Raw genomic sequence first — 26,195 nt, 5'->3', positions numbered from 1 at the left:
CGGGAAGGGCATCGGACGCTGTGGTCCAACTGACGTCGTGCTTACACCAGCAAAGCCGCAAGTTGTGTCTCTCAAAAGCCACAACAGTCACAAAACGTAATGGTTGCTGACTTATAGCCGCCGGCATGTCGCACAAAAAAAGGCCGGCACGGGGCCGGCCTTCAATCTTCAAGTGATATCAAAGAGATATCAGTACTTCGCGATGACCGGGCCACCCCAGCGATAGTTCACGCGGACCAGGCCGATATCGACGTCCTGACCGATGCGTTCCGAGCGTGTGAAAGCGCCGGCCGGAGCCACAATGAAGTTGCCGGAGCCGGCGAAGCCGATGGTGCGATTGCCCATGAAGATGTGATCGTACTCGACGCCGACCGTCCAGTTTGGCGCGAATCCGAACTCGAGGCCGGCACCCACGGTGCCGCCCCAGCGGGTCTCGTTGGCCCGATCGAATTCGAGGCCGGTGATGACATCGTAGCCGCGGTAGCGATCGCTGACGACGGCGCCGCCGCCCTTCACGTAGAACAGCACGTTATTCCAGGCATAGCCGACTTGGCCTGTGAACAAACCGAACGCGTTGATCTTGGAGCGGTCGCGAAGACCCGTGCCGATGAACGTCGTGCTGACGTTGTCTCCGGAGAAGTCGGCCCAGTTGCCCTGGCCTTCGAGCCCGAACACCCAGTTGGCCGACTGCCAGCGATAGCCGACCTGGCCGCCGACCGTGCCTCCGGTCGCGTTGTGACAACCTTCGCCAATCAGAACGCCGGTGACGGGAGTTACAAAATCCCAGCATTTGTGGGCCGAGCCGCCGCCGCCGTTGATGCCGATGTAGAAGCCGCTCCAGTCGTAGATGGCCGCGACCATTGGCGGCGGAGCCTTCGTGTAGGGACGCGCCGCCAGATCCGCCGCGCTTGCAGGAGCCGACAGGCTCAACGCCACTGCACCGATTGCACCAATCAAAATCTTACTCATTGCAGTCTCCCCAATTTCCGCCGCTTCTTGAAATCCCCGAAGCGGCCAAGCAGGCGCGACGCCCATATGAAATCAATTCCGAGGCAAACGTAGCCTAACGGGTGGGCAGAGTCCGTCGCCGAAATACAACAGTCGCGCGATAAGTGCGGCGTATGTAACTTAATGAATGTTAAGTGCTTTTCGTCGTTCACGGGAACCTGAAAAGGTTCCATCCGGCGCCGGCCATTTGAGCAGTGCGCGGGCACCGCCCGGGCCATATATTTCGCACTCGCTCGAACAGGAACAAATCTGGAACGAGCCGGCGGCCGATGCTATATGTGGGGATAACCTGAGGGCTGGTGGGCTGATCGGTCCGCGCAAGCGTATAGGATCGCCTCAATAGGTTGCAGAGGACCGCGGGGCGCGGTCGGGCCTTATCAATTCAGTGGCATTCGGAGTGGAGAGCGGCGATGGCGGGAAGCGTCAACAAGGTCATTTTGGTTGGAAATCTCGGCAAGGATCCTGAAATCCGCCGTACCCAGGACGGGCGGCCGATCGCGAATTTGAGCATCGCGACCTCGGAGACCTGGCGCGACAAGAACAGCGGCGAGCGCAAGGAAAAGACCGAGTGGCATCGCGTGGTGATCTTCAATGAAGGCCTCTGCAAGGTCGCCGAGCAGTACCTGAAGAAGGGCGCCAAGGTTTATATCGAGGGCGCGCTCCAGACCCGCAAATGGACCGACCAGAGCGGCGTTGAGAAGTACTCCACCGAAGTCGTGCTCCAGGGGTTCAACTCGACGCTGACGATGCTCGACGGCCGCGGCGGCGGGGGAGGCGGCAGCTTCGGCGAGGAGCCGGGCGGCGATTTCGGCTCCTCCGGTCCCGTCAGCAGCGCGCCGCGCCGCGCCGTCGCCGCCGGTGGCCGCAACAGCGACATGGACGACGACATCCCGTTCTGAGGCGGGCGGGCGCTTCGCCCCGAATTTTGTCGTGCTCGCGTAGAGCCGCAGGAATTCTTACCAATTGGCGGGCAGGGCTCGGTTTTTCCGAGCTTGCCTCATGTGCTGCTTCAAGCCTTTGACGGGGCATCATGTGAATGGTATTAACTTGATGTTAATCCTATTCACATGGATCACCCGCCGATCGGAGGAAGCCCCGCATGAGCCTCGCGCCGCTGCTTACGGCTGCTCCGGCGATCCCGCTGCATGCCTTTGCCGCCATGGCCGCCTTCGTGCTCGGCCTGGTCCAGTTTGCCGCTCCCAAAGGCACGCTGCCACACCGGACGATCGGCTGGATCTGGGTGGTGCTGATGGTGGTCGTGGCCGCCTCCTCGTTCTGGATCCACCAGAGCCGCCTGATCGGGCCGTTCAGCCCGATCCATGTCCTGTCGATCTTCACGCTGGTGGTGCTGCCGCTCGCGGTATGGCGGGCGCACGCCCATCGCGTCGCCGATCACCGGCTGATGATGATCTTCATCTTCGCCGGCGCGCTGGTGGTGGCGGGCCTGTTTACACTGCTGCCCGGGCGCATCATGCACCGCGTGGTTTTCGGGGCCTAAGGGGCGGTTTCGGGCGGCTCGTCCGGGCCCCGCCCAGGGCGGTGCCGGGGAGGGCGTAAGTCTCTGGAAAAACAGTCGGAAAAAGCGCTTCCTTTACCCCGGCAAGGGTGGTTATCAGGGGCTCGATGCGCTATATGATTCCCAGATAAACCTCACCGGATTTCCCCTTGGCTGACGACGACGACAAGCCCGGCGACCAGCCGGCGCAACCCTCGGATATTCGCCCCGTCTCCATCTTCGAGGAGATGAAGAAGTCCTATCTCGACTACGCCATGAGCGTGATCGTGGCGCGGGCGCTGCCCGATGCGCGCGACGGTCTGAAGCCGGTGCATCGCCGCATCCTGTACTCGATGAACGAGCAGGGGCACACACCCGACAAGAAATACGTCAAGTCCGCCCGCGTGGTCGGTGACGTCATCGGTAAGTATCATCCGCACGGCGACCAGTCGATCTACGACGCCATGGTCCGCATGGCGCAGGACTTCTCGATGCGCGTGCCGCTGATCGACGGCCAGGGCAATTTCGGCTCGGTCGACGGCGATCCCCCGGCCGCCTATCGCTACACCGAAGCGCGCCTGACGAAGGCGGCGCTGGCTCTGCTGGCCGACATCGACAAGGATACCGTCGACTTCCAGCCGAACTACGACAACAACGAGACCGAGCCGTCGGTCCTGCCGGCCAAGTTCCCGAACCTTCTCGTCAACGGCACCGGCGGCATCGCGGTCGGCATGGCGACCAACATCCCGCCGCACAATCTCGGCGAGGTCATCGACGCCTGCGTCGCGCTGATCGACAACCCAGCGCTCACCATCGACGAGCTCATCAACATCGTGCCGGGACCTGATTTCCCGACCGGCGGCGTCATTCTCGGGCGCGCGGGCATCCGCGCCGCCTATCATCTCGGCCGCGGCTCGATCGTCATGCGCGGCAAGGTCGCGATCGAGACCATCCGCAAGGAGCGCGAGGCGCTCATCATCACCGAGATCCCCTACCAGGTGAACAAGGCGACGATGGTCGAGCGCATCGCCGAGCTGGTCAAGGAAAAGAAGATCGAGGGCATCGGCGACCTGCGCGATGAATCCGACCGCGACGGCTATCGCGTCGTCATCGAATTGAAGCGCGACGCCGTGGCGGACGTGGTGCTGAATCAGCTCTACAGATTCACGCCGCTGCAGACGAGCTTCGGCGTCAACATGGTGGCGCTCGACAGCGGCCGTCCGCGGATCATGCATCTGAAGGACCTGCTGGCCATCTTCGTCGACTTCCGTGAGCGGGTCGTCACGCGGCGCACCAAGTTCCTGCTCGCCAAGGCGCGCGATCGCGCGCATATCCTGGTTGGTCTCGCGATCGCGGTCGCCAATATCGACGAGATGATCCGCGTCATCCGGACCTCGCCCGACCCGACCACCGCCCGCGACACCCTGATGTCGCGCGACTGGCCGGCCCGGGACGTCGAGGACATGCTGACGCTGATCGACGATCCGCGTCACCGCATCAGCCCGGACGGCACGATCCGGCTGTCGATGGAACAGGCGAGGGCGATTCTCGACCTGCGCCTGCAACGCCTCACCGCGCTCGGCCGCGACGAAATCCGCGACGAGCTCGACAAGCTCGCCGGCGAGATTGCCGATTATCTCGACATCCTGCGCTCGCGCGAGCGCGTGCTGGGCATCATCAAGACCGAGCTCGCCGAGGTGAAGGCCGAGTTCGCCACCCCGCGCCGCACCGTGATCATGGAGCAGGAGGGCGAGGTCGAGGACGAGGACCTGATTCAGCGCGAGGACATGGTCGTCACCGTCTCGCACGCCGGCTATGTCAAGCGGGTGCCGCTGTCGGCCTACCGGGCGCAGCGCCGCGGCGGCAAGGGCCGCGCCGGCATGCAGACCCGCGACGAGGATTTTGTCTCGCGCCTGTTCGTCGCCTCCACGCACACGCCGGTGCTGTTCTTCTCGTCACGCGGCCAGGTCTACAAGGAGAAGGTCTGGCGCCTGCCCATGGCCGCGCCGAACGCGCGCGGCAAGGCGCTGATCAACATCCTGCCGCTGGAGCAGGGCGAGCGCATCACCACCATCATGCCGCTGCCGGAGGATGAATCGACCTGGGGCAACCTCGACGTGATGTTCGCGACCACCGGCGGCAACGTCCGGCGCAACAAGCTGTCCGACTTCGTCGATGTCCGCCGCTCCGGCATCATCGCCATGAAGCTCGACGAGAATGAAGCGATCGTCGACGTGCAGATCTGCACCGAGCGCGATGACGTGCTGCTCACCGGCGCCGGCGGCCAGTGCATCCGCTTCCCCGTCACCGATGTGCGCGTGTTCACCGGGCGTACTTCGATGGGCGTGCGCGGCATTGCGCTTGGTGAGGGCGACAAGGTGATCTCGCTCGCGATCCTGCGCCACGTCGAGACCACGTCCGACGAACGCTCGGCCTATTTGAAGATGCGCCGCGCGGTGGCCGGCGAAGCCACGACCGAGGAGCCGGCAGTGGACGCCGAAGCCGAGGAGACTTCCGGCAGCTTCCAGCTCGCCCAGGAACGCTATGTCGAGATGTCGGCGGCCGAGCAGGTCGTGCTCACCGTCTCCGTCAACGGCTATGGCAAGCGGACCTCGTCCTACGAGTACCGCACCACCGGCCGCGGCGGCAAAGGCATCGTCGCCATGAGCGTCAACAACCGCAACGGCAATCTGGTTGCGTCCTTCCCGGTGGAAGACGCGGATCAAATCATGCTGGTCACCGACAAGGGCCAGCTGATTCGCTGCCCGGTCGAAGGCATCCGCATTGCCGGCCGCTCGACGCAGGGCGTGATCGTGTTCGACACCGCCGAGGACGAGCATGTCGTCTCGGTCGAGCACATCACGGAAGAGGCCGAGAGCGGGAATGGCGCGAACGGGGAATAACGCGTAGCCCGGATGGCGCAGGAGGTCGGTGCGAAGCGCCGACCGACGGCGCAATCCGGGACCTCTGTGCGCCTGGCAAGAATCCCGGATTACGCTTGCGCTCCATCCGGGCTACGAACTTCCCTAGATCTCCAGCTCCGTGCCGAACTCCACGACCTGCTTGGTCGGTACGCCGAAGAATGCGGCGGAGCGTTCGGCGTTGCGCTGGAGGAAGGCGAACAGGCCTTCGCGCCAGACCCACATGCCCGGGACGTCCTCGCGCGGGATGATGGTCTCGCGGCCGACGTAATAGGTGATGTCGGAGAGGTCGATGCCGGGCAGCTTGCCCTGCCGGCAAGTCAGCGTCAGCCCGTCATAGATCGTCGGGTTCTGCATGAAGCCGTAATGCAGGATCACGCGGGTGATGCCGGGAATGATCTCGATCACCTCCGCGCGTTCCTCGTCGGGAATATGCGGGGATTCCTCGATCAGTACGGTGACCAGCAGCACGCGTTCGTGCAGCACGCGGTTGTGCTTGACGAACTGGGTCAGCGCGAGCGGCACGCCGCGCGGAGCGGACGCCAGGAACACGGCGGTCCCGGGCAGTCTGGCGCTGCACTTGTTGACGGCGGTCTCGATCAGGTCCTCCTCGGGCTGGCGCAGCTTCGCGCGCGCCGCCTCGACCAGCTTCACGCCGCTGCGCCACGTCAGCATCATGAAGGCGACGAGGGCTGCGAGCAGCAGCGGAAACCAGCCGCCCTCGAACAGCTTGATCGAATTGGCCGAGAAGAAGATCACGTCGATGACGAAGAAGGCGCCGTTCACGGCGACCACGAGCCAGGGCGAATAACCCCACTGGATCGCAACCAGCGCAGCCAGCAGCGTCGTGATCGCCATCAGCAGCGACACTGCGATGCCATAGGCGCCTGCGAGCGCGTCCGAGCTGCCGAAGCTCAGGACCGCCCCGAGCGTTGCGGCGGCGAGCAGCCAGTTCACCAGCGGCACATAGATCTGGCCGATCGCGTCGCTGGTGGTGTGGCGGATCTGCATGCGCGGCAAAAAGCCGAGCTGGATCGACTGCTGGGTCAGCGAGAACACGCCGGAGATGATCGCCTGCGAGGCGATCACGGTCGCGACCGCCGAGAAGGCGACCAGCGGATAGTGCAGGGCGTCGGGGCAGAGCTGGAAGAACGGGTTCTCGATCATCGCGGGATCGGTGATCAGCAGCGCGGCCTGGCCGAAATAGTTCAGCACCAGCGCGGGCAGGCAGATCGCGAACCAGGCGAGCCGGATCGGCAGGCGGCCGAAATGGCCCATGTCGGCATACATGGCTTCGCCCCCGGTGACCGCGAGGAAGGCTGCGCCGAGGATCGCGAAGGAGACGTGAAAATCCTGGTGGATCAGGAATTCGACGGCGTAGAGCGGGCTGAGCGCCGCCAGCACGGCCGGCGCCTTGACGATGCCGTGGATGCCGAGCGCGGCGAGCACGGCGAACCAGGCCAGCATCACCGGTCCGAAGATGCGGCCGATGAAGCCGGTGCCCTGTTTCTGCATCATGAACAGGCCGACCAGGATGACGACGGTGACGGGCACGACGGCTGGCGCGAGCGAGGGCGCGTCCACCTTGAGGCCTTCGATGGCGCTCAGCACGGAGATCGCCGGCGTGATCGCGCCGTCACCGTAGAGCAGGGCGGCGCCGACGAGGCCGACCACCAGCAGATGCGAGCGCCAGGTGCCGGGCTGGGCGTTGCGGGCGTGGAGCAGGGCCAACAGGGCGACGATGCCGCCTTCGCCGCGGTTGTCCGCGCGCAGGATCAAGAGCGCATATTTCAGCGAGATGATCAGCAGCAGCGCCCAGAGGATCAGCGAGGCAACCCCCAGGACAGCGTCGGGGGTCACTGTCGCGCCGTGGGCGGCCGCCTTGGCGGCTTCCTTCAGGGCGTAGAGCGGGCTGGTGCCGATATCGCCATAGACCACCCCGAGGGCGCCCATGGTCATTGCAAGCGGCAGTGGATCAGGATGATGGCCGGAAGCGACTGCGGGCGTACTGGACAATGGCGACCCTCGATGGGTTCGCGCCCGGCGGGGCATTCCGACGGGCGCGAGCATCACGCAGTCTGCGACGAGACGTCGCAAATATCCATGGGTTTATCTTTGGGGTTTATCTTGTCGTCGATCTCGAAGGCTTACCTGACGCGAAGCTGACAGACCGGGCTACGGGGTGCGGTCGGCCGTCACGAGGCGAGCGACGCGGACGTCGGCCTTGGTGCCGGCACGGCGCAGGCACGACGCCTCAAAGTTCGGCCAGGCCTGCTGCGAGCAGTCGCGGCCGATGCTGCGGATATCGAGCCGGTCGCTCTTGGCCAGCGGCTGCGGCACGCTGGCTTCGACGGTCGGGGCAAAGCCGGGCAGGAGGGTGAGGGCCGCGGCAACACACGCAGAGATAGCGATCGCTGAAAGAGCCTTGATCATTGACTGTCCCCTGTGATGCGGCCGCCTACACCCAGTGTGCGGCCCGTCATTCGTTGGCTGGATTAGTAACCATGGCCAGTTTCCGGACGTCTTCGCGGACGCGGGAAATGGTTTCGTTCGCGCTCCGTTTTGTTTCGTGGCCGTCCCGAGGACGAAACAAAGCGGCCGTCGCCGACACGAAAGGGGGACATTTTCCGGGAAACGGCGGGGAACCAGCCCGGCTTGCCGGGCCGGGCCGGGCGCGGTAGGACGGGGCCATGCCGCGCATTGCCTTCTACCCAGGTTCCTTCGACCCCATCACCAACGGCCATCTGGACGTGGTCCGGCATGCCGTTCCGCTGTGCGACCGGCTGGTGGTCGCGATCGGCGTCCATCCCGGCAAGAAGCCGCTGTTCTCCACCGAGGAGCGTCTAAAGATGCTCGAGGACGTCTGCGGGCCGGTGGCAGCCCAGGCCGGCTGCGTGCTCGAAGCCGTGACGTTTGACGATCTGTCGGTGACCGCCGCGCGCAAGCACGGCGCGACCATCATGATTCGCGGTCTGCGCGACGGCACCGACCTCGACTACGAAATGCAGCTTGCCGGGATGAACGAGGCCATGGCGCCGGAGGTCCATACGGTGTTTCTGCCGGCCTCTCCCATGGTCCGCCCGATCACCGCCACTTTGGTGCGCCAGATCGCGGGCATGGGCGGAGATGTTTCGACCTTCGTGCCGCCGCTCGTAGCCAGTCTGCTCAAGGCCAAATTCGCCGGATAACGGCGCGCTTCTTCATCTCACCTGATCCGGAGTTTTCATGATCCGTCGTCTCGCAATTCTTGCCACGATCTTTGCCGCGCTCGTTGGCGCGGTCCCGGCGGGCGCACAGACCCTGCCGGCCGGCCTCGACAAGGCCAACGCGGTCGTCATCGACACCACCAAGGGCCGCATCGTCATCAAGCTGCGGACCGATCTTGCGCCCCAGCACGCCGAGCGCATCAAGCAGCTCGCGCGCGAGGGCTTCTACAACAACGTGCCGTTCCACCGCGTGATGGACGGCTTCATGGCGCAGACCGGCGACGGCCAGAATTTCAACGGCACGGGCGGCTCGAAATATCCGAACCTGAAGCAGGAATTCTCCAAGGTGCACTTCGCACGCGGCATCGTCGGCATGGCCCGGCGCGGCGACAGCGTCGACACCGCCAACTCGCAGTTCTTCATCATGTTCGCCGACGGCGGCAGCCTCGACAACAATTACACCGTGATCGGCGAGGTCGTGCAGGGCATGGACGTCGTCGACAAGCTGAAGAAGGCACCGGCCGGTTCGCCGAGCGGCACCGTTACCGATCCCGACAAGATGGTGAAGGTGCAGGTCGCCTCCGACATCAAATAGGAGAGGCGATGGCGCGCTGCGGCGACAAGCTTCTGCTGGCTGCCGCGGTGCTGCTTGCCGGCATCTGCGGCGCGGCCGCCGAGGACGCGCAGGTCAACACCATCCAGGACGTCTTCCGGCATCTGCGCACCTGCTGGAAACCACCTCCGGCTGCCAAGGCTCGCCCACTCGACATCACCGTCGTCGTGAGCTTTAACCGGTCCGGAAACATTCTGGGCCATCCGAGGATTACCTATGAATCCGCGGATGCCTCCGACGATGACCGGCTGCAATACCGGATCGCGGTGATGGAGGCGTTGCAACGCTGCACGCCGATGCCATTTACCGATGCAATGGCCGGCGCCGCCGCGGGGCGTCCATTCGCGATCCAGTTCCGCAGCCGGAAGACTTCACCTCCAACGCAAGAGAGACGAGCATGAGCGTCACCGAAAACACATTGATCCTCGAGACCACACAGGGCCCCGTCACCATCGAGATGCGGCCCGACCTCGCACCCGGCCATGTCGCGCGCATCAAGGAGCTGGTCCGCGAAGGCTTTTACGACGGCATCGTGTTCCACCGCGTGATCGAGGGCTTCATGGCCCAGACCGGCTGCCCGCAGGGCACCGGCACCGGCGGCTCCGGCAAGAAGCTGAAGGCCGAGTTCAACAAGGAGCCGCATGTGCGCGGCACCACCTCGATGGCGCGCGCAGCAAGCCCCGATTCCGGCGACAGCCAGTTCTTCATCTGCTTCGACGACGCCCGCTTCCTCGACAACCAGTACACGGTGTGGGGCAAGGTCACCGAGGGCATGGAGAACGTCGACAAGATCAAGCGCGGCGAGCCGGTGCAGAACCCGGACAAGATCGTCAAGGCGCGGATGGCGGCGGACAAGGAATGACCGCTACGCGGTCATTCCGGGGCGCGCGTTAGCGCGAACCCGGAATCTCGAGATTCCGGGTTCGATGCTGCGCATCGCCCCGGAATGACACGAACTAAGGCGCAACGGCGCTCATGCGCACCGACCTCTTCGATTTCGACCTGCCCGCCGAGCGCATCGCGTTGCGCCCGGCGAGCCCGCGCGACTCCGCGAAGATGCTGGTCGTGGAGGGCGGCGCGCTGCGCGACCGCACCATCTCCGAGCTGCCGCAATGGCTGAAGCGCGGCGACCAACTCGTCGTCAACGACACCAAGGTGATCGCGGCGCAGCTCAAGGGTCGCCGCATCGGCCGCGAGACCGAGCCGAAGATCGAGGCGACGCTGATCAAGCGACTCGATGGCTCGCGCTGGCAGGCGCTGGTGAAGCCTGCCAAGAAGCTCATTGCCGGCGATCGCATCCGTTTTGGCAACGAGGGCAAGGTCTGCCTGCTCGGCCATCTCGATGCCGAGGTCGAGGCCAAGGGCAGCGAAGGCGAGGTGACGCTGTCGTTCTCGTTCCACGGCCCGGCGCTGGACCAGGCGATCGCCGATCTCGGCAGCCCGCCGCTGCCGCCCTACATCGCCTCCAAGCGCACGCCTGACGATCAGGACTTCGCCGACTACCAGACGATGTTCGCGGCCAACGAGGGCGCGGTCGCAGCGCCCACCGCAGGGCTGCATTTCACGCCCGCGCTGGAGCAGGCGCTGCGCGAGCGCGGCATCGGCCTCAACCGCGTCACGCTGCATGTCGGGGCAGGGACGTTCCTGCCGGTGAAGGTAGAGGACACCGCAGGCCACAAGATGCATGCCGAGTGGGGCACGATCTCGGCCGAGACGGCGGAGCGACTGAACATTGCGCGGCACAACGGCGGGCGCATCATCGCGGTCGGCACCACGTCGCTGCGGCTGCTTGAAAGCGCCGCGAGCGAGGACGGCACCATCCAGCCGTTTGCGGCCGAGACGTCGATCTTCATCACGCCCGGCTATCGCTTCCGCGCCGTCGATATCCTGCTGACCAATTTCCACTTGCCGAAGTCGACGCTGTTCATGCTGGTGTCGGCATTCTCAGGGCTGGAGACGATGCGGCGGGCCTATGCGCACGGGATTGCGCAGGGCTATCGGTTCTATTCATACGGCGACGCCTGCCTGCTGTTTCGCGCAGGGGAGACCGAAGTCCGCAACCCGTCGTCGCTGTAGCGCGGACAAAGCGAGGCGGGCCCATTGGTCGGCACGGCGTTTGCACACCGTTTCCCCCGGGAATCTCGATCCATCTTTGCTGTTTCGCAAGCAATTGAGCCTACCGTCATGCCGTTTGATGAGCGGTGGAGGCGCCTGCCCCTGCGCGGGGAGGGCCCGCCAATCGACGGCGTCGATCAGTTGAGGAACCGTAAACTTGCCGACCCCGGCAGCGCGCACCGAAACGGCCCTGTTCACGGAACGAACGTTCGTTGCGCTTGACGGACTGCGAGGTGTCGCGGCGATCATGGTTGCGCTGCGACATGCTCCTTTCCTCTGGGAAGGCCCGGCTGCGTCGACCGGGTGGATGGGGAATAGCTACCTGGCTGTCGACCTGTTCTTCGTTCTGTCGGGCTTCGTGCTGGAGCACGCCTATCGAAGACGCTTCCGCCAGGGATTGTCGGTTCGCTCCTTCATGCTCGCGAGACTCCAGCGGCTATACCCGTTGTACGCCCTGGCATTCATCCTCTCATTGCCGTTTCTCCTCGGGCAGCTTGCCGCTGGAGCGCCGGACCGGGCGCAAACGATCCTCAGCCTCCTTTGCAGCGCGCTGATGCTGCCGACCCCTAATCCCGCCCATCTCGATGCCGATCTGTACCCGTTCAACTTCGCCGCCTGGTCGCTGTTCTTTGAAGTTGCGGCAAATCTGCTATTTGCGGCTCTCGGAAAGCGGCTCGATACGAAATCCGTGATCTGGCTCGTCGGCGCCTTCGCGCTCGCGCTCGTGGTCTGCGCCACGATGGGGTGGCTTGGGTTCGGCATCGAAGCCGATAAGCGAGGTGTCCTGGGGGGCGGACCGACCTGGGAAACTTTCGGCGCCGGCGTGATCCGGGTCGGGTTTTCGTTCTTTGCGGGCGTCCTGGTCTACCGCTTCTACGAAACGGCCCGATTGCCGGCGGCACGCCCCGGATTCGCGATCAGCGCGTTTGCTCTCCGCCATCCTTGCGCTGGATTTTCCGAGTAGTCTCGATCTCGCGCTGAGCCTGTTCTCCGTCATCGTCGTATTTCCGCTGGCCATCACGATCTGCGCGCGTTTCGATCCGCCGCGGGGCGCATTGGCAAACACGATGCAGACCCTCGGACTGCTTTCCTACGGGATCTATGTTCTCCAGGTCGTGATGTTCCACGCCGTGGAGGCCTGCGCGCAGCATCTTGAGGTTCAATCCGCCCTTGTCGGGCTTGTCGCAATACCGGTTGTTGCAGCGGCGGCGTACGCGGCCACCGTCTTCGTCGATGTTCCTGTCAGGCTTACGATGAAACAGGCGTTGAAGGGGCTGGCGTAAGAGATGCGAGACAGGCGGACGCTTGACGCCGCCTGTCCCGCTGGTCGGCTTACGCCATCACCCGCTGCGGCAGGAGCTCGGCGATCTGCACCGCGTTCAGCGCGGCACCCTTGAGCAGCTGATCCGCCGCGACGAGCATCGAGATCGAATGCCCCGTGGGATCGCTGAGATCCTTGCGGATTCGGCCGACCAGGACGTCATCCTGGCCCGAGGCGTCGATCGGCATCGGGAAGTGGTTCTTCACGCGGTCGTCGACGATCTTCACGCCGGGCGCCTGCGCCATGATGGCGCGGACCTGGTCCTCGCTGATCGGCTTCTCGCATTCGAACGTGATGGCCTCGCAATGGGCGCGCAGCACCGGCACGCGGACGCAGGTGACGCCGACGGCGATGGTCTCGTCCTCGAAGATCTTGCGGGTCTCCTTGATGACCTTGGTCTCTTCGTCGTTGTAGCCGGTCTCAGGGTCAACCGCGGTGTTGTGGTTGAACAGATTGAAGGCGTAGGGGTGCGGCATCACCTTGGGCGTATATACCTGCCCGTTGAGATTGGCGCGGGTCGACTCGACGAGCTCCTCCATGGCGGCGGCGCCGGCGCCGGAGGCCGCCTGGTAGGTCGAGATGATCACGCGCTTGATACGGTTCTTCTGGTGGATCGGCCAGAGCGGCACCAGCGCGGTGATCGCGGCGCAGTTCGGGTTGGCGATGATGCCCTTGTGGTCGCGGATGCGGTTCGCGTTGATCTCGGGGATCACCAGCGGCACGTTCGGATCCATCCGGAAGGCGGAGGAGTTGTCGACCACGACCGCGCCGGCCTTGACCGCGAGCGGCGCATACTTCTTCGAGATGCTGCCGCCGGCCGAGAACAGGGCGATATCGACACCCTCGAAGGCGCGCTCGGTCAGTTCCTCGATGACGACGTTTTGCCCGCGGAACGACACCGTCTTGCCGGCCGAGCGGGCGCTGGCCAGCGCCTTGAGCTTGCCGACGCGGAAACCACGCTTGTCCATGGTGGCGATGAATTCGGCGCCCACCGCACCGGTGACGCCGACAATCGCGACGACGGGATCGTTACTCACATTCTCCTCCATTCAAGTTGAGCATGATCTCGTCGGAAAACCGGATTCCACTTTTCCGGATCATGCTGTGAGTTTTAGACAACAAAAAAGCCCCGGACCATCGAGGGCGGGGCTTCGGTAGAGCTGATGCGTTTCAGTCGACGACTACGCGCGCACGCCTCCCCGGGCCCCGAAGGCCGTGGTGGTTTTGGTCGTGCGTTTGGTGGTCGTGAACATGGCGGCGACTTATGGGGGAGAGTCTTGCGTCCGTCAATGGCTTTTCGGCGGGATTGTGGCCGCCGGCCGGGAGCCGTCTCTACTTCGTTCGGGCACCCGGCGGCTCGAGGATGACCTCCTTGAGGTCGTCGCCGCTGATCACGACGATCGCGAAATTGAGCCGGCCACGTTCGCGCACGAGGCCGCCGCTGATCGCCTTGCCCGACGCTGCCTGCTCGGCGACGCGCACGGCATCCGCAAGGCGGTGCCGGATCGCGCCGAGTGCTGCGAGGTTGCTGCGATCGTCGCGGTCGAGCTCGGCAAGGGGCAGGGCGGCCTCTCCGCCGACGAACTCGCCGGTCGCGGCATTGATGGTGTGGCGCCAGATCCGGTCGTTGTGCAGCGTCTTCACCCGGTAGACCGGCACGCCGGAGGCGCCATCGAAACTCACGTCCGCCGTGGTGGCGCCGGCGTGGCGGGACTCTGCGAGAGCCATGGCCTGGCTGATCGAGATCGACGAACCGCGGAAGCGCTCGATCTCGCGGCTGACCGCTTGGCGGTCCGCCTCAGCGTCACCATCTGTGTCGCTGTGAAGCGCGGTCGGTGTGCCTGCGGTCACGATTGCCCGCGCGGGCGCTGCGAGGAGCAGCGCGGGCAGGGCGATCGCAAGCAGTCGTGAGGTCCATCGTTTGGCTGTCGTCATGCTCGAAACCCTCGGCCAGCGAGTGTGCCGGATGATCGTAAAGAATTCGCGGCCGGCCTTGGGCATCGGCCGGCCGCGGAGCGCCGCGGCGAGCTGTACTCGCCGCGGCGATCGAAGCGGTACGGACCTCTTTTGGGGCTGGTGAAAAAAGCGGCCCGTACCGACTTAACTAAACCATACCGTATCGTTTTATTTTGGTCAACGGCGTAGCGGCGGCCCCGTTGGGGATAGATCGCAACCTCACGGAATTGTCAGCGGGATGGGCGTCGCCGCGGCGTGCCCTTGGTGGCGTCCTGGACGCGGTCGGCCGGACCCAGCGCACCGGCCAGGAACAGCTTGATCGCGGTACGCATCCGCTTTTCCGCGGACTTCAACTCCAGTGCCGTTCCGAATGTCGCCATGCGGTGGGTATGACCGACGACGACGTCGAGAAACACTTCCGCTGCGATGGTGGTGTCGTCGAGGTCGAGCGCGCCTTGCGCCACCAGATGGTCGAAGAAGCGCGCCGTGGTGGCGACAGCCTTGAGCCAGCCTTCCTCCATGCCGAGCTTGGCGACATCGGGGAAGTTGATGGCCTGTGACGTCATCATGCGGCTGAAGGCGACGGCATCGGGCCCGCAGGTGAAGCTCAGCATCTCGCGCCCGATCTCGACCAGCCGCTGCTCGACGGGGATGTCCGAGGCGCTGCTGAGTTGCGTCTCGGCGGCCGCCGACAGCGGCGCCAGCCAGCGCGCGATCTCGCGCCTCAGCACGGCGGCGAACAGGCCACGCTTGTCGCCGTAACGGGAATAGACGGTCGGCTTGCTCACCCGTGCCGCTTCCGCAACCGCATCGAGCGAGGTGGCGTCGAAGCCGCGATCCAGGAACAGGCGGGTGGCGACCTCGATCAGCCGCTGATCGCGCTCGATCGCGGCGGTCTTCGTCGGCCGGCCGCCGCGCGATTTCGGCACCTCGCGCCGTGCTGCTGCCGGTCTTGTCTTGGTCGCAGTCAATCCCATGCCCAATGATTCCTGCGCGGTCGTCACTGCTCTATAACGCGCAGCAACCGGGGCGTCATCGCGAATCTGGCCGAATTGGCCGTATCGTCAACGGTCTCGATACGACCTCGTTCCGGCACGGAGGTCTCATGGGAGCGCCGAAGTCCAGGCCTGGCCCGCGGCCGCCTTCTCATATCCGTACTGATACAGCGCCCGCATATAGGCGGTGTCGAATCCTTCCGAGGGCGGTGCGGGGTAGTCGCGCGCGATGTAGGAGAGATGGAAGCCCAGGTGGTTGCGCCTGGCGAAATCATAGGTCGAGAAGATGATCGAGCGCGTCTGCGACTGCGTGATCGCCGACAGGCTGCGTGAGGCGACGTCGACGGTGCTGTTGGACACGAGCTCGAAGTTGCGTTCGATCTTCTTGTTGACGAGGATGTAGATGTCCATCTTCGCACTGCCCGGCAGGCGGCTGCCCTGGAAGAGCAAGGCTTCCGGTAGCGTCAGCACCGGGGCCGTCACGCCGCCGTCGACGTGCATCTCCTGAAACCTGCGGCCCTGGCCTTCGGCGTCGATCATGATCGGTGGAAACACCAGGGGAATGCTGGCGGAGGCCGCCATCACGTCGCGAAACAGTTTGAGCGCCTCGGGCGTGCCGATCTCGGCGATCTTGCCCATGTTCCAGATCGCGGTGCGCTGGGTGTCCAGGTCGGTCGTCACGATCAGCAGCCGTCGGCCCCTGGCGTTTTCGCGCGCGACTTGCACCATGATCTCTGGCCCAACATAGCGGGCGACGAGCTCGCGCAGGCGCGTATTGCCGAACAGGCCGGATCCGAACAGCACGCGTATGATGCTGGGATCGTTCAGGAGGCTCTCCGCGATGCCGCTGGTGTAGACCTCCTTCAACGTGTCGTCATATTGCGGGCCGAGAAACGCAAAGGGCGCGATCAGGCCGCCGGTGCTCACGCCGGAGACGACCGAGAAGGTGGGGCGGGTTCTGGCCGCGGTCCAGCCGTTGAGCACGCCGACGCCGTAGGCACCGTCCGCACCGCCCCCGGAGAGCGCCAGATAGGACTTTGACGCGTTGCTGTTGTCCTTCTCGAAGCTGAACTTCGTGACGGGGTCGTCGGCGTAGCGCCTGAGGCCATCGATATCGAGCACGCGTGAGGTGCTGGCCTCGGCGGCGGTGTAGGGCGCGCGGGGCAGGGAGGTGCAGGCGCCGAGCGCCAGGCTGCACGCCAGGACCAGGAACCCGATCAGGCGGGCGCCTGTCTGCCTGTCCCGGCCATGTGAAGGGACGGGCACGTCAGTCGAATGTGAAGCGAAGGGCATCGTCGGTGGCTGGCGATCACGCATCTACCGCCGCCGGCAAACTCGCCGCGGCTTTTCGTCCAGCCCCCACCGTAAAACTACACGGTATCGTTTTGTTTAACAAGGTGGCGGGGACCATATCCGGGGCCATTTGTGTCCCAGTCTGAGGCACGGGGTGGCCGAAGTGCAGTCCCGCGGGTTGATCGGCCTTCTCCGACACGCAATAAGCACCGCCATGAATCGTCCTGACGCAGCTCCCCCCAATCACTTCGAACTGCTCGCCACCGATGGCGCCGCGCGCACCGGGCGCCTGACCACCCCGCATGGCGTGGTGCGGACGCCGGCCTTCATGCCGGTCGGAACCGCCGGGGCCATGAAGGGCATGCACTGGCGCGAGGTGCGCGATGCCGGCGCCGACATCGTGCTCGGCAACACCTATCATCTGATGCTGCGCCCCGGCGCCGAGCGGATTGCGGCGCTCGGCGGCTTGCAGCGGTTCACCGGCTGGAATGGGCCGATGCTGACGGATTCCGGCGGCTTCCAGGTGATGTCGCTTGCTGACCTGCGCAAGGTCAGCGAGCACGCCGTCACCTTCCGTTCGCATATCGACGGCGCCAAAGTCGAGCTGTCGCCGGAGCGCTCGATCGAGGTGCAGCGTTTCCTCGGCTCCGACATCGCCATGCAGATGGACGAATGCGTGCGGCTGCCCGCCGAGCACGCCGATATCGAGCGCGCGATGCAATTGTCGCTGCGCTGGGCCGAGCGCAGCAAGCGCGCCTTCGAGAGCGCGCCGGACGGTTACATGCTGTTCGGCATCGTGCAGGGCGGCGATGTGCCCCAGCTTCGTCATGCGAGCGCGGAAGGGCTCGTCGCGATCGGCTTCCACGGCTATGCGATCGGCGGCCTCGCGGTCGGCGAACCGCAGGCGGTGATGCTGGCGATGATCGACGAGACCGCACCGATGCTGCCGAAAGAGCGGCCGCGCTATCTGATGGGTGTCGGCACGCCCGACGACATGCTCGAAGCCGTGAAGCGCGGCATCGACATGTTCGATTGCGTGATGCCGACACGCAATGGCCGCCACGGCGTCGCGTTCACCCGCTTCGGTCAGGTGAATCTGCGCAACGCGCGTCATGCGGACGATCCGCGTCCGCTCGACGAAGAAAGCACATGGCCGTCGACGCGCAGCTACGCGCGCGCCTACCTGCATCATCTCGTCAAGGCGGGCGAGACGCTGGGGGCAATGCTGCTGTCCGAGATCAATATCGCATACTATCAGTCCCTGATGCAGGGCATCAGGGACGCGATCGCACACGGAACGTTCGACGAGTTCTACCAGCGTACACGCGAGGACTGGGCGAGGGGCGACATCGCCCCGCGCCAGGGCGACTGAGGGTCAGTTGCACACGATCCGCTGCCTGACGGCATGCTTGGTCACGAAGCCGTAACCGCAATTGTCGCAGGTCCAGAGATAGCTGATCATGTGGTCCGAGACGTAGGCGGATGCTTCGGCGGCGACCATGGAGTCGGCGCAGACCGGACAGGTGGGCAACTCGCTACAACGCGGATCGCGGTTCAGCGCGACGGTCGACAACACTTCAGCAACTGCTGACATCGTGGTGACCTCCCTGCTTTAAGACGTAAGTCTAACATAAGCAGAATCACTTGACGAGGTCGCAACACAAAAGCGTTGGTTTTCTGATATTTGTAGCTCACGTGATTTTGCGATGCAGCGTATTTAACATGTGCCGCATTGTCGCTTGCGTGTCGCCGCAAGCTGTCTGTAACTGCGCAAGAGCCACGGCAGAAGCGCAAATTGTCGCTACAGGGAGTTCATCATGGACGCATCGTCCGCCACGCGTGCAGCGCATCAACCCGGCCGCGGCCGGATCTATGACTCGATTGTCGAAGCTTTTGGCGACACGCCGATCGTGCGATTGCGACGGCTGCCGGGCATGCACGGCGTGAACGCGACGATTTTGGCAAAACTTGAATATTTCAATCCGGCCGCGAGCGTGAAGGACCGCATCGGCGCGGCCATGATCATCGCCATGGAGAAGGCCGGTATCGTCAAGCCGGATACCGTGCTGATCGAACCGACCTCCGGCAATACCGGCATCGCACTCGCCTTCGTCGCCGCCTCGCGCGGCTACCGGCTCAAGCTCGTGATGCCGGAATCGATGTCGATCGAACGGCGCAAGATGCTGGCCTTTCTCGGCGCGGAGCTGGTGCTGACGCCGGCCGCACAAGGCATGAAGGGCGCGATCGCCGCCGCCGAGGAGCTGGTGACGACGACGCCGAACTCGGTGATGCCGCAGCAGTTCAAGAACCTCGCCAATCCCGAGGTGCACCGCCGCACCACCGCGGAGGAGATCTGGAACGACACCGACGGCAACATCGATTTCTTCGTTGCAGGCGTCGGCACCGGCGGCACGATCACCGGCGTCGGCCAGGTGCTCAAGCCGCGCAAGGCCTCGTTGCGGGTGGTGGCGGTCGAGCCGGAGGAGAGCCCGGTGCTATCAGGGGGACAGCATACGCCGCACAAGATCCAGGGCATCGGCGCGGGCTTCGTCCCTGATATCCTCGATCGCTCCGTGATCGACGAGATCGTCAAAATCAACTCGACCACGGCGATCGAGACCTCGCGCGCATTGGCGCGGCACGAGGGCATTCCGGGCGGTATCTCCTCGGGTGCTGCGATCGCCGCGGCGCTCCAGATCGGCAAGCGGCCGGAAGCTGCGGGAAAAACCATCCTGGCGGTGGTACCGTCCCTCTCCGAGCGGTATCTTTCGACGGCTCTGTTTGAGGGAATCTAGGACATGGCGGATCTACCGAGGCGGCCGCGCACGCTTGGCGATGCCAGGACCGAGGCCGAGGCGGCGTTCAAGAAGGTGACGGCCAAGGTCGCCGCGGCGCCGCCGAAGCAGAACGTGGCGCCTGGGATCAAGGAGCAGGTTACGCTGCGCATCGACCAGGACGTGCTGGAGTTCTTCCAGGAGGGCGGTCCCGGCTGGCAGGATCGCATCAACGAGGCGCTGCGGAAGGCGACGGGGAAGTAGCGCGTAGTCTTTCCAGGTCGCCCAACGAAAAAGCCCGGCGCGAGCCGGGCTTTTGTATTTGGGGTTTGATCTGGCCTCAGCGGCGGAACATGCCGCCCATCATGCCGCCGACGACGCCGCCGACGAAGGCCGCGCCGGCCGCATCGCCGGGGTTGCTGCGTTGGGGAGCCGGCGCCGGTGCGCTGCTGGCCGCGGGGGCGCTGGCGCGCCGGGCCGCCTTCTGGCTGTTGTCGCTCGCAGTCGGCGGAGCGGCCACGACCTCCGAGAGCAGCGCCTTGTGCTGGAGCTTGTTGAGGTAACCTGACGAAGGATAGCCGCGCGCGGCCTGCCAGCGCTTGAGCACGGTCCGGGTCTCGTCGCTGAACACGCCAGTCTGCTTGGTGTCGAAGCCGAGGCCGGTGAGGCGACGCTGCACGTCGCGGCGCTGGTTCTTGTCGAGGCCGATCTGGTCCTCGGTAATCTGAGTGGCCTCATCGGTGAAGGTCGCAGGATCGACGCCGGCGTTGAGGGTGCGCGTCGCGGTCGAGGGGCCGCTCTTGATCGCGGCAAGCCGCGCCAGCGCCAGGGCCTTGAACTGGCCGTTCGGATAGGCCGAGAGGTAGGCGTTGAGCTCTTCCGGCTTGTTGGACTCCTTCACCGAGCGCCAGTATTCGAGTTCGACGCCGTCCGAGCCGCCAGTCGCCGCCGGCACGCTGCCAGCCGCCGTCGGCGCCGCGTTGGCAACCTGGGTGGTCGGGGCCTGGTTGAGATAGACGGCGCCGATCAGGTTGGTGTGGCCCCAGGGAAGCTGGCCCTTGTGGGTCTCTTCGTTGACCTGGGCGCGCACCGACGTCATCGCCTGCTGGATCTCGATGCCGGGCTTGGTGATGTTGTCGATCAGCGCGCGGGTGAACGGGCTGTTGTTGCCCTCCTGGCCGTCGAGCGCGGTCTGGCCGGGGCCGGTTGCGAACGCGATCAGCGTGCCTTCGCCGGACTTCATCTCGGCAAGGCCGCTCTGCACGTTGACGCTGCGGGTCGCGGAGTTCGACTTGATCTTGGCGGCGAACGGATTGTCGCGGCAGGCATCGAGGAAGACGAGCTTGACCTTGGCATCGCCCATGGTCTGCTCGAGTGTCAGGTCGATGTTGATGGCAGCGCCCAGCTTGACATCCATCTCCGACTTGATGTCGGCGTCAACCGGCAGCAGGTAGTTGGTGCCGCCGACGGCGATGCCGTGACCGGCATAGTAGAACAATGCGATGTCGGAGCCCTGCGCCTTGCGGCCGAAGTCGAGCAGCTTTTCCGTCATCTGGTCGCGGCTGAGATTGGACCCTTCGATCACGTCGAAGCCGACATTGCGCAGCGTCGCCGCCATCGCCTTGGCGTCGATCGGCGGGTTCGGCAATTGCGCGACGTTCTTGTAGGAACCGTTGCCGACGACGAAAGCAACACGGCGGTCCGCCTTCGCGGCACTGACCGACAGTGCCATGCACATCAGCGAGGCGATGAGGGTGAGATAGCGCATCTGAAATCCCCAGAATCGAATTGCAGGCAGCAACAAATTGGCGACGAACCTACACGAAAACGCCCGGCTTCGCGCTCGAAACGACGGTTCGCCCAACCCACTGCTTCGCGGCCGAATGTGCACGATGGAATGCCCCTTCCAACGTGATCCAGATCACGTTCGACCACTTTGTTTTTGTCGCGCGAGGCCGCGCGCCGGTTCACTGCGCGCGGGCCGGAATCGGGGCCGCCGGCTTCAGATTCAGGAGGTTGCCGAACAGGATCAGCGCCGCCCCGAGCACGGTCCAGCCGTCAAGCCGTTCTGAATACAGCAGCCAGCCGGCCGTCGCGGTGAGAGGAACCCGCACGAAGTCCATCGGAACCACCACCGTCGCGTCCGCGTAGCGCATGGCGCTGGCGAGGCAATAATGCGCGAACGTGCCGCAGACCGAGATCACCGCCACCCAACCCCAGACATAAGTCGGCGGCGAGGCCCAGACATAGAGCGCCGGCAGGAAGCCTGCGACCGACTGCACGACCAGCATCCAGAACAGGACCGCCAGCGCGCTCTCGGTCCGGGTGAGCGATTTCACCAACGCCATGGACACGCCGAACCCGACCGCGGCGCCGAGCGCGATCAACTGGCCCTGATTGATCTCGCCGGTCGCGGGCCGCACGATGACGATCACGCCGACGAGGCCGAGCACGATCGCAGCGATCTTCCACGAGGTCATGCGCTCCGACAGAAAGCTCGCGGCGAGGATCGCCGTCCAGATCGGCATCGTGAACTCGATTGCCACCACCTGGCCGATCGGAATCAGCGTCAGCGCGAAGAACCAGCCGAGCTGCGAGACGTAGTGGATCAGATTGCGCGCGATGTGCTGCGGCAGGCGCCTCGTCCTCAGCGTCCCGAATCCGCCGGCGCGCCGGATCATCGGATACAGCATGCAGAGGCCGAGCAGCGAGCGAACCTCCATCACCTGGAAGACGTTCATCTCGCGCACGGCCTCGCGTCCCGCGACCGCCATCACCAGGGTCAGCGACAGCCACCCGGCCATCCACAATGCAGCCATCGTTTTGGACGGAGGAGTGGTCATTGGCGCGCGATGCGGAAGGAAAGGGCGTTGGAGGGCAGGCTGGTATCCGCGACATCAATACGGTTTGCAACGGCCAAAACTGCGGATGCAGCGATGCACGGGTGCGTGCTAAGGGAAGGCCAACGAGCGAAATGGGAGAAACAGCTCATGCGTATCCTGCAGCCGGCCGAGTGGAAGAAACCGCGCGGCTTTTCCCATGGCGTCGTGGTCGAGGGGCCGGGCCGCTGGGTGGTGCTTGCCGGGCAGACCGGCGGCGACGAGGCGGGCGAATACGCCCCTGACATGGCGGGCCAGGTCGCAACCGCGCTGAAGCGGATCATCAAGCTGCTGGGCGAGGCCGGCGCCGGCCCCGAGCACATCGTCCGCCTAACCTGGTACCTGACCAGCCGCAGCGAATATGAGGCCGCAGGCGCCGGCATCGGCGCGGCCTGGAAGGAGACGCTGGGCCGCAATTTCCCGCCTTCGACGCTGCTCTACATCGGAGGCCTCGTCGACGACCGGGCCAAGGTCGAGATCGAGGTGACGGCGTTCGTTCCCAGCGCATAAAAAAATCGATCCGGCGCGCGCGCCGGATCGATTGTCGTGTCGTCGTACTGGCTTAGCGCGACATCGAGATGTTGGCGCCGCGGAACTGGCTGTCCGCGCGCATCGTGACCGTCTGCTTGTTGCCGGAGGTCCGCAGCGAGATGTTTGCGTTGAAACCAGCGGCGCTGGCGACCACCTCGAAACTTCCACCGCCACCGCGGCCCTGGAGCGAGCCGCTGATGTTACGGCTGGCCTCGCTCCAACCGCCGGTAATGGCGCTGCCTTCGGACCGGACGTTGGCGGCGAGGTTGAACTTGTAGGCGTCGCTGGCACAGGTCAGCGACATCTCCATGGTGGGCCCGATCGGAGCATATTTGGCCCGGCAACGGATGCGTTCGGTGGAGCCGTCATCCAGGGTGACGATCCCGCCGCCGCTCCAGCTGCCCGCGAGCGGGGCAAACGGGCCGGACTGGGCCTTGCTTTCAGTGTTCGCGAACGCTGCCGCAAGCAAAACGGCGGCCGCGATCAGCAGCCGCCGGCCTCCGGCGCGAGTCTCGATTGGTTTATTGGCGCGATGCTTCCCACCGCCCGCTGCACGGTATGCCTGCAGATGCTCCATTCCACTTCCCCGATCCGGCGTTGCCGCTGAGTTGACCGTTGGCATATGCACCATTGATCGAAACTTTCACAAGTCCCCCGCTGCCGATGGTGCCGGAAACGTTAGCGCCGGGCGCGGTGATCTTGCCGTCGGCGACTGTCAGCATGGAGCTTGCGGTCGGCTCGCAGGAACCGGACTTGGTCACGATGGTGACCTGCCAGTTGCCGTCATAGGGGGTCTGGGCGAAGGCGGTGGCGGCGAGGGTGCCGGCGAAAACTGAAGCGGCACAGAACGCCGCGATGCGACCAAAACGCATGAATTCCGTCCTTGAATGTGTCTGATATCCTGACGCTTATTCGGACGAAATGTGACGGAAATTTGTTGCAATGCCAAATCGAAAATTGTTCCTGTGGAAACAATGGTTTATTGTGTTTTTGGCTCCGATTTTTCAAGCAGAATCAATGCGGCTTCACGTTAAGGGTAAACGTCAGGACAGACTCGGCGCGGAAGTCGCGAACTGCTCGTCCTGAACCTTGGCCGGCAGTGCCTTGTGGACTTTGACGTAATCGATCACGTCGGCCAGCAATTTGAGCCCGAGCGGGGCGAGCGCGCGCTCCCAGAGTTCGCGGGCGGCCTCGCCCTTCTTGACGAAGCACCAGTCCTGCGCGGCGATGGCGCCGGCATCCATACGGTCGGCGAGATGATAGATCGTGCCGCCGGCGATCGGATCGCCTTCCTTGATGGTCCATTCCACGGCGGCCTTGCCGCGGTGGCGCGGCAGCAGCGAGGGGTGATAGCCGATCCCGCCGAACCGGGCCGCGGCGAGCGCGTCCTTTCCGATCCGGGCATGGCTGTGCGCGGTGATGATCAAATCGGTGTCGGGCGCGATCTCGGAGGCAACCACCAGCTTCGGATTGGCCTGCACCACCACCTCGATGCCGGCCGCCCTGGCGGTCGCAGCAAGGCGGTCCTCGGCATCGGCCACCACGACCCGCGCGATCGACACGCTGTGCTCCCGGAGCATGTTCAGGGTGGTCACGCCGAAATGGCGGGAGCCGACGAGGGTAATGCGCATGTGTGTCCGATCCGTCTCGCAACTGCGTCATACCCCCGATAACACGTCCGGGCGCCGTGTCACCATCTGCGGGCCGTTTCTGCCGGTTATCAACAATGCGCCGGGCGCAGGAGACGGTGAATTCCGCGATTGCGCGGCCGACCGTTCCGGTGCTTGCATGCGCGCCATTGCACCGGCTCGGAGCGAGCGCATGCGCAGCGCCTGGTTCATCGTTCTTGCGACACTGATTGCGGCCACCCCGGGCCATGCCGGCGGGCCGTACCCGGCGGTCCCGCCCGAGATCGGCGTCGCGCCGTTCATCGGGCCGACCTGGGACGCTTATCGTTGCGCGGGGGGACCGGTCTATAATTTCTATGATGGCGCCTATTACGGCGAGGAGCCGCCGGCGCTCTATCGCGGCTACGCCTACCGGCCGCATTATCGCTACAGCGCCTATCGCCGACTGCCGCGGACGTACTTCTGCGTCACCGACTAGCGTTGCCGCACGGCCACGGTCGAGCGGCAAATGATGATGTGACGGTTCCTGTGTTTCATTTCGAACAGAAGGAATCCATCCCGCGGTTAGAATGGCGATACCGGGGCTGGCGACATTTGATCCGGATCCATTTTCGAACCCGGCTTTGGCCGCTGGCCTGATCGCCAGCGGCCTTTTCATGCCGCGCGTCGCAAAATCATCTGACGGTAACGCGTTCTCAACCTGCCTGGCGTATCGACGAATCCGTCGCGGATTTGTAATGCGTACCGCGACACCGAAAATGTCCCGCCGGCGTGGGTGCGCCGCGCGGGCTTTTTCGCCGGGACCGATTTCATGCCGAGCGCGATTGAGCAGATCGTCGACATCTATGTCCGACTGAAGAACAGGCGCGGCCTCGACGAGCTGATGATGCACAGGCAGCGCCTCGCGGTCGATCTGAAGAGCAGGTCGGGCTATGATTTCAGCCTGCCGATCGGTCAGATCGACGAGGAGATCGCGATCATCGAGGCAGGTCTCAGCCGGCTGAAGGCTGGCTCCAACGATGCCGATACGACAGGTTTGATCTGACGCGCTCAGTCGCGCCGGCCGCCGTCGATGACGGTGAACAATGGCCGCGCCGGGGTCGGCTCCGCCAGCAATTCCTCCACGAGTGCGGTGGCCGCATCGACATATTTTCGCGTCGGCTTGTCGAGCTCCCGCTTCGCCTCGTCGTCGAGCGCGACCTTGGCCGCCTCGACCAGCTTGCGCATCCGCGCCGCATGATCGTCGCCGGCCGTCAGGGTTGCGCGCGCCAGCGAGCGCAGCACGAACAGCTCACCCTCGAGGCGGAGCAGACGATCGTTGAGCCTGGTGAGGACGGCGTTGAGGTCGGCCATTTCCGCGGTTCGTCGCTGTGGATTCGTCCTGATCTAGCGGCGATCGGTGAACGGAGTGCAAACGGCATCGGCGCAATTGGGCCGATCGTCCGCATGTCGCGGTGCCG

General features: G+C 64.7%; 30 protein-coding genes. 16 read left to right on the top strand and 14 right to left on the bottom strand.

The annotated features are described in order from the left end of the window. Positions 1–189 precede the first annotated feature (189 nt). Positions 190–969, bottom strand: a complete 780-nt coding sequence (locus tag ACFLEY_RS24560) for an outer membrane protein (RefSeq protein WP_060912122.1) — start codon at positions 967–969, stop codon at positions 190–192. A gap of 449 nt (positions 970–1,418) precedes the next feature. On the opposite strand from ACFLEY_RS24560, the gene ACFLEY_RS24555 reads away from it, so the two are divergent. From ACFLEY_RS24555 to gyrA, 3 genes are all read left to right on the top strand, one after another. Next, a complete protein-coding gene (locus ACFLEY_RS24555) occupies positions 1,419–1,907 on the top strand; it encodes a single-stranded DNA-binding protein (RefSeq protein ID WP_060912123.1) in 489 nt (162 codons plus the stop codon). A 200-nt stretch (positions 1,908–2,107) separates the two neighbouring features. After that, a complete protein-coding gene (locus ACFLEY_RS24550; RefSeq protein ID WP_038967458.1) occupies positions 2,108–2,506 on the top strand; it encodes a DUF2306 domain-containing protein in 399 nt (132 codons plus the stop codon). 167 nt (positions 2,507–2,673) lie between these two features. After that, positions 2,674–5,406: a DNA gyrase subunit A gene (gene gyrA / locus ACFLEY_RS24545; RefSeq protein ID WP_060912124.1), complete on the top strand. Its 2,733-nt coding sequence runs from the start codon at positions 2,674–2,676 to the stop codon at positions 5,404–5,406. 123 nt (positions 5,407–5,529) lie between these two features. Here the strand turns inward: gyrA and ACFLEY_RS24540 are convergent, their stop codons facing one another. Together ACFLEY_RS24540 and ACFLEY_RS24535 are read right to left on the bottom strand one after the other, a co-directional pair. Next, positions 5,530–7,383, bottom strand: coding sequence for a potassium transporter Kup (locus tag ACFLEY_RS24540; RefSeq protein ID WP_060912125.1), 1,854 nt, complete (start codon positions 7,381–7,383; stop codon positions 5,530–5,532). Positions 7,384–7,599: 216 nt separating this feature from the next. Further along, on the bottom strand, positions 7,600–7,857 hold the full coding sequence (locus ACFLEY_RS24535; protein ID WP_008131028.1) for a hypothetical protein: 258 nt from the start codon (positions 7,855–7,857) through the stop codon (positions 7,600–7,602). Between the two features lie 257 nt (positions 7,858–8,114). Between ACFLEY_RS24535 and coaD the strand changes: the two genes are divergently transcribed. From coaD to ACFLEY_RS24500, 7 genes are all read left to right on the top strand, one after another. Then, a complete protein-coding gene (gene coaD / locus ACFLEY_RS24530; protein WP_060912126.1) occupies positions 8,115–8,612 on the top strand; it encodes a pantetheine-phosphate adenylyltransferase in 498 nt (165 codons plus the stop codon). Positions 8,613–8,649: 37 nt separating this feature from the next. Next, positions 8,650–9,225 (top strand): peptidylprolyl isomerase, encoded by a 576-nt coding sequence (locus tag ACFLEY_RS24525; RefSeq protein WP_028171884.1) that lies wholly within the window; start codon positions 8,650–8,652, stop codon positions 9,223–9,225. Positions 9,226–9,233: 8 nt separating this feature from the next. Next, on the top strand, positions 9,234–9,644 hold the full coding sequence (locus ACFLEY_RS24520; protein WP_011087460.1) for a hypothetical protein: 411 nt from the start codon (positions 9,234–9,236) through the stop codon (positions 9,642–9,644). Then, positions 9,641–10,105, top strand: coding sequence for a peptidylprolyl isomerase (locus tag ACFLEY_RS24515; protein ID WP_060912127.1), 465 nt, complete (start codon positions 9,641–9,643; stop codon positions 10,103–10,105). Before ACFLEY_RS24520 ends, ACFLEY_RS24515 begins: the two co-directional genes overlap by 4 nt. 113 nt (positions 10,106–10,218) lie before the next feature. Beyond that, positions 10,219–11,319 carry a tRNA preQ1(34) S-adenosylmethionine ribosyltransferase-isomerase QueA gene (gene queA / locus ACFLEY_RS24510; RefSeq protein WP_060912128.1) on the top strand — a complete coding sequence of 367 codons (1,101 nt, stop codon included), beginning with the start codon at positions 10,219–10,221 and terminating at the stop codon, positions 11,317–11,319. A 196-nt stretch (positions 11,320–11,515) separates the two neighbouring features. Then, positions 11,516–12,322 carry an acyltransferase gene (locus ACFLEY_RS24505; RefSeq protein ID WP_060912129.1) on the top strand — a complete coding sequence of 269 codons (807 nt, stop codon included), beginning with the start codon at positions 11,516–11,518 and terminating at the stop codon, positions 12,320–12,322. Next, positions 12,285–12,641: a hypothetical protein gene (locus ACFLEY_RS24500; protein WP_060912130.1), complete on the top strand. Its 357-nt coding sequence runs from the start codon at positions 12,285–12,287 to the stop codon at positions 12,639–12,641. Before ACFLEY_RS24505 ends, ACFLEY_RS24500 begins: the two co-directional genes overlap by 38 nt. Before the next feature lie 49 nt (positions 12,642–12,690). Here the strand turns inward: ACFLEY_RS24500 and ACFLEY_RS24495 are convergent, their stop codons facing one another. The 4 genes from ACFLEY_RS24495 to ACFLEY_RS24480 form a co-directional block, all read right to left on the bottom strand. Further along, on the bottom strand, positions 12,691–13,728 hold the full coding sequence (locus ACFLEY_RS24495; RefSeq protein WP_060912131.1) for an aspartate-semialdehyde dehydrogenase: 1,038 nt from the start codon (positions 13,726–13,728) through the stop codon (positions 12,691–12,693). Between the two features lie 283 nt (positions 13,729–14,011). After that, positions 14,012–14,614 (bottom strand): PepSY domain-containing protein, encoded by a 603-nt coding sequence (locus ACFLEY_RS24490; RefSeq protein ID WP_028171890.1) that lies wholly within the window; start codon positions 14,612–14,614, stop codon positions 14,012–14,014. A gap of 251 nt (positions 14,615–14,865) precedes the next feature. Continuing rightward, positions 14,866–15,612, bottom strand: a complete 747-nt coding sequence (locus ACFLEY_RS24485) for a TetR/AcrR family transcriptional regulator (RefSeq protein WP_060912132.1) — start codon at positions 15,610–15,612, stop codon at positions 14,866–14,868. 126 nt (positions 15,613–15,738) lie between these two features. Continuing rightward, positions 15,739–16,947 (bottom strand): patatin-like phospholipase family protein, encoded by a 1,209-nt coding sequence (locus tag ACFLEY_RS24480; protein WP_211433950.1) that lies wholly within the window; start codon positions 16,945–16,947, stop codon positions 15,739–15,741. A gap of 190 nt (positions 16,948–17,137) precedes the next feature. Between ACFLEY_RS24480 and tgt the strand changes: the two genes are divergently transcribed. Then, complete coding sequence (tgt, locus tag ACFLEY_RS24475) at positions 17,138–18,295, top strand: tRNA guanosine(34) transglycosylase Tgt (RefSeq protein ID WP_060912133.1); 1,158 nt, start codon at positions 17,138–17,140, stop codon at positions 18,293–18,295. A 3-nt stretch (positions 18,296–18,298) separates the two neighbouring features. Here the strand turns inward: tgt and ACFLEY_RS24470 are convergent, their stop codons facing one another. Continuing rightward, complete coding sequence (locus tag ACFLEY_RS24470; protein WP_028171894.1) at positions 18,299–18,517, bottom strand: hypothetical protein; 219 nt, start codon at positions 18,515–18,517, stop codon at positions 18,299–18,301. A gap of 223 nt (positions 18,518–18,740) precedes the next feature. On the opposite strand from ACFLEY_RS24470, the gene cysK reads away from it, so the two are divergent. Together cysK and ACFLEY_RS24460 are read left to right on the top strand one after the other, a co-directional pair. Next, positions 18,741–19,718 (top strand): cysteine synthase A, encoded by a 978-nt coding sequence (gene cysK / locus ACFLEY_RS24465; RefSeq protein WP_060912134.1) that lies wholly within the window; start codon positions 18,741–18,743, stop codon positions 19,716–19,718. Between the two features lie 3 nt (positions 19,719–19,721). Beyond that, the gene (locus ACFLEY_RS24460) at positions 19,722–19,961 is read left to right on the top strand and encodes a BrnA antitoxin family protein (RefSeq protein WP_028171896.1); all 240 of its coding nucleotides are present in this window, start codon (positions 19,722–19,724) and stop codon (positions 19,959–19,961) included. Between the two features lie 76 nt (positions 19,962–20,037). Here the strand turns inward: ACFLEY_RS24460 and ACFLEY_RS24455 are convergent, their stop codons facing one another. Together ACFLEY_RS24455 and ACFLEY_RS24450 are read right to left on the bottom strand one after the other, a co-directional pair. Continuing rightward, positions 20,038–21,465, bottom strand: coding sequence for a caspase family protein (locus ACFLEY_RS24455; protein ID WP_028173937.1), 1,428 nt, complete (start codon positions 21,463–21,465; stop codon positions 20,038–20,040). Between the two features lie 199 nt (positions 21,466–21,664). After that, positions 21,665–22,540: a DMT family transporter gene (locus tag ACFLEY_RS24450; RefSeq protein WP_211433951.1), complete on the bottom strand. Its 876-nt coding sequence runs from the start codon at positions 22,538–22,540 to the stop codon at positions 21,665–21,667. A 147-nt stretch (positions 22,541–22,687) separates the two neighbouring features. On the opposite strand from ACFLEY_RS24450, the gene ACFLEY_RS24445 reads away from it, so the two are divergent. Continuing rightward, positions 22,688–23,086 (top strand): RidA family protein, encoded by a 399-nt coding sequence (locus ACFLEY_RS24445; protein WP_011087447.1) that lies wholly within the window; start codon positions 22,688–22,690, stop codon positions 23,084–23,086. Positions 23,087–23,138: 52 nt separating this feature from the next. Here ACFLEY_RS24445 and ACFLEY_RS24440 read toward each other — a convergent pair whose 3' ends face one another. The 3 genes from ACFLEY_RS24440 to ACFLEY_RS24430 all read right to left on the bottom strand — a co-directional run bounded on the left by ACFLEY_RS24440 (position 23,139) and on the right by ACFLEY_RS24430 (position 24,738). Further along, positions 23,139–23,684 (bottom strand): hypothetical protein, encoded by a 546-nt coding sequence (locus ACFLEY_RS24440; protein WP_028173939.1) that lies wholly within the window; start codon positions 23,682–23,684, stop codon positions 23,139–23,141. Continuing rightward, positions 23,629–23,979 carry a hypothetical protein gene (locus ACFLEY_RS24435; RefSeq protein ID WP_038967470.1) on the bottom strand — a complete coding sequence of 117 codons (351 nt, stop codon included), beginning with the start codon at positions 23,977–23,979 and terminating at the stop codon, positions 23,629–23,631. Before ACFLEY_RS24435 ends, ACFLEY_RS24440 begins: the two co-directional genes overlap by 56 nt. Before the next feature lie 171 nt (positions 23,980–24,150). Beyond that, a complete protein-coding gene (locus ACFLEY_RS24430) occupies positions 24,151–24,738 on the bottom strand; it encodes a formyltransferase family protein (protein WP_060912136.1) in 588 nt (195 codons plus the stop codon). A 190-nt stretch (positions 24,739–24,928) separates the two neighbouring features. Here ACFLEY_RS24430 and ACFLEY_RS24425 point away from each other — a divergent pair, with 190 nt between their 5' ends. Together ACFLEY_RS24425 and ACFLEY_RS24420 are read left to right on the top strand one after the other, a co-directional pair. Beyond that, the gene (locus ACFLEY_RS24425) at positions 24,929–25,213 is read left to right on the top strand and encodes a hypothetical protein (protein WP_038967471.1); all 285 of its coding nucleotides are present in this window, start codon (positions 24,929–24,931) and stop codon (positions 25,211–25,213) included. A gap of 333 nt (positions 25,214–25,546) precedes the next feature. Beyond that, on the top strand, positions 25,547–25,780 hold the full coding sequence (locus ACFLEY_RS24420; protein WP_060913088.1) for a hypothetical protein: 234 nt from the start codon (positions 25,547–25,549) through the stop codon (positions 25,778–25,780). 5 nt (positions 25,781–25,785) lie between these two features. On the opposite strand, the gene ACFLEY_RS24415 is transcribed toward ACFLEY_RS24420, so the two are convergent. After that, positions 25,786–26,088, bottom strand: coding sequence for a hypothetical protein (locus tag ACFLEY_RS24415; RefSeq protein WP_028173942.1), 303 nt, complete (start codon positions 26,086–26,088; stop codon positions 25,786–25,788). Between the last annotated feature and the right edge of the window lie 107 nt (positions 26,089–26,195).

The sequence above is a fragment of the Bradyrhizobium sp. YCK136 genome, from assembly GCF_044570075.1.
GTDB classification, from domain to species: Bacteria; Pseudomonadota; Alphaproteobacteria; order Rhizobiales; family Xanthobacteraceae; genus Bradyrhizobium; species Bradyrhizobium diazoefficiens.
This window is presented reverse-complemented; position numbering and strand designations above follow the sequence as displayed.

Excerpts from the sequence above, each read along its gene's own strand:
- ACFLEY_RS24560 (WP_060912122.1), bottom strand. The coding sequence starts at position 969 with ATGAGTAAGATTTTGATTGGTGCAATCGGTGCAGTGGCGTTGAGCCTG.
- ACFLEY_RS24555 (WP_060912123.1), top strand. The coding sequence starts at position 1,419 with ATGGCGGGAAGCGTCAACAAGGTCATTTTGGTTGGAAATCTCGGCAAG.
- ACFLEY_RS24550 (WP_038967458.1), top strand. The coding sequence starts at position 2,108 with ATGAGCCTCGCGCCGCTGCTTACGGCTGCTCCGGCGATCCCGCTGCAT.
- ACFLEY_RS24540 (WP_060912125.1), bottom strand. The coding sequence starts at position 7,383 with ATGACCATGGGCGCCCTCGGGGTGGTCTATGGCGATATCGGCACCAGC.
- ACFLEY_RS24535 (WP_008131028.1), bottom strand. The coding sequence starts at position 7,857 with ATGATCAAGGCTCTTTCAGCGATCGCTATCTCTGCGTGTGTTGCCGCG.
- coaD (WP_060912126.1), top strand. The coding sequence starts at position 8,115 with ATGCCGCGCATTGCCTTCTACCCAGGTTCCTTCGACCCCATCACCAAC.
- ACFLEY_RS24525 (WP_028171884.1), top strand. The coding sequence starts at position 8,650 with ATGATCCGTCGTCTCGCAATTCTTGCCACGATCTTTGCCGCGCTCGTT.
- ACFLEY_RS24520 (WP_011087460.1), top strand. The coding sequence starts at position 9,234 with ATGGCGCGCTGCGGCGACAAGCTTCTGCTGGCTGCCGCGGTGCTGCTT.
- ACFLEY_RS24515 (WP_060912127.1), top strand. The coding sequence starts at position 9,641 with ATGAGCGTCACCGAAAACACATTGATCCTCGAGACCACACAGGGCCCC.
- queA (WP_060912128.1), top strand. The coding sequence starts at position 10,219 with ATGCGCACCGACCTCTTCGATTTCGACCTGCCCGCCGAGCGCATCGCG.
- ACFLEY_RS24495 (WP_060912131.1), bottom strand. The coding sequence starts at position 13,728 with ATGGAGGAGAATGTGAGTAACGATCCCGTCGTCGCGATTGTCGGCGTC.
- ACFLEY_RS24490 (WP_028171890.1), bottom strand. The coding sequence starts at position 14,614 with ATGACGACAGCCAAACGATGGACCTCACGACTGCTTGCGATCGCCCTG.
- ACFLEY_RS24485 (WP_060912132.1), bottom strand. The coding sequence starts at position 15,612 with ATGGGATTGACTGCGACCAAGACAAGACCGGCAGCAGCACGGCGCGAG.
- ACFLEY_RS24480 (WP_211433950.1), bottom strand. The coding sequence starts at position 16,947 with ATGCGTGATCGCCAGCCACCGACGATGCCCTTCGCTTCACATTCGACT.
- tgt (WP_060912133.1), top strand. The coding sequence starts at position 17,138 with ATGAATCGTCCTGACGCAGCTCCCCCCAATCACTTCGAACTGCTCGCC.
- ACFLEY_RS24470 (WP_028171894.1), bottom strand. The coding sequence starts at position 18,517 with ATGTCAGCAGTTGCTGAAGTGTTGTCGACCGTCGCGCTGAACCGCGAT.
- cysK (WP_060912134.1), top strand. The coding sequence starts at position 18,741 with ATGGACGCATCGTCCGCCACGCGTGCAGCGCATCAACCCGGCCGCGGC.
- ACFLEY_RS24460 (WP_028171896.1), top strand. The coding sequence starts at position 19,722 with ATGGCGGATCTACCGAGGCGGCCGCGCACGCTTGGCGATGCCAGGACC.
- ACFLEY_RS24455 (WP_028173937.1), bottom strand. The coding sequence starts at position 21,465 with ATGCGCTATCTCACCCTCATCGCCTCGCTGATGTGCATGGCACTGTCG.
- ACFLEY_RS24450 (WP_211433951.1), bottom strand. The coding sequence starts at position 22,540 with ATGACCACTCCTCCGTCCAAAACGATGGCTGCATTGTGGATGGCCGGG.
- ACFLEY_RS24445 (WP_011087447.1), top strand. The coding sequence starts at position 22,688 with ATGCGTATCCTGCAGCCGGCCGAGTGGAAGAAACCGCGCGGCTTTTCC.
- ACFLEY_RS24440 (WP_028173939.1), bottom strand. The coding sequence starts at position 23,684 with ATGGAGCATCTGCAGGCATACCGTGCAGCGGGCGGTGGGAAGCATCGC.
- ACFLEY_RS24435 (WP_038967470.1), bottom strand. The coding sequence starts at position 23,979 with ATGCGTTTTGGTCGCATCGCGGCGTTCTGTGCCGCTTCAGTTTTCGCC.
- ACFLEY_RS24430 (WP_060912136.1), bottom strand. The coding sequence starts at position 24,738 with ATGCGCATTACCCTCGTCGGCTCCCGCCATTTCGGCGTGACCACCCTG.
- ACFLEY_RS24425 (WP_038967471.1), top strand. The coding sequence starts at position 24,929 with ATGCGCAGCGCCTGGTTCATCGTTCTTGCGACACTGATTGCGGCCACC.
- ACFLEY_RS24420 (WP_060913088.1), top strand. The coding sequence starts at position 25,547 with ATGCCGAGCGCGATTGAGCAGATCGTCGACATCTATGTCCGACTGAAG.
- ACFLEY_RS24415 (WP_028173942.1), bottom strand. The coding sequence starts at position 26,088 with ATGGCCGACCTCAACGCCGTCCTCACCAGGCTCAACGATCGTCTGCTC.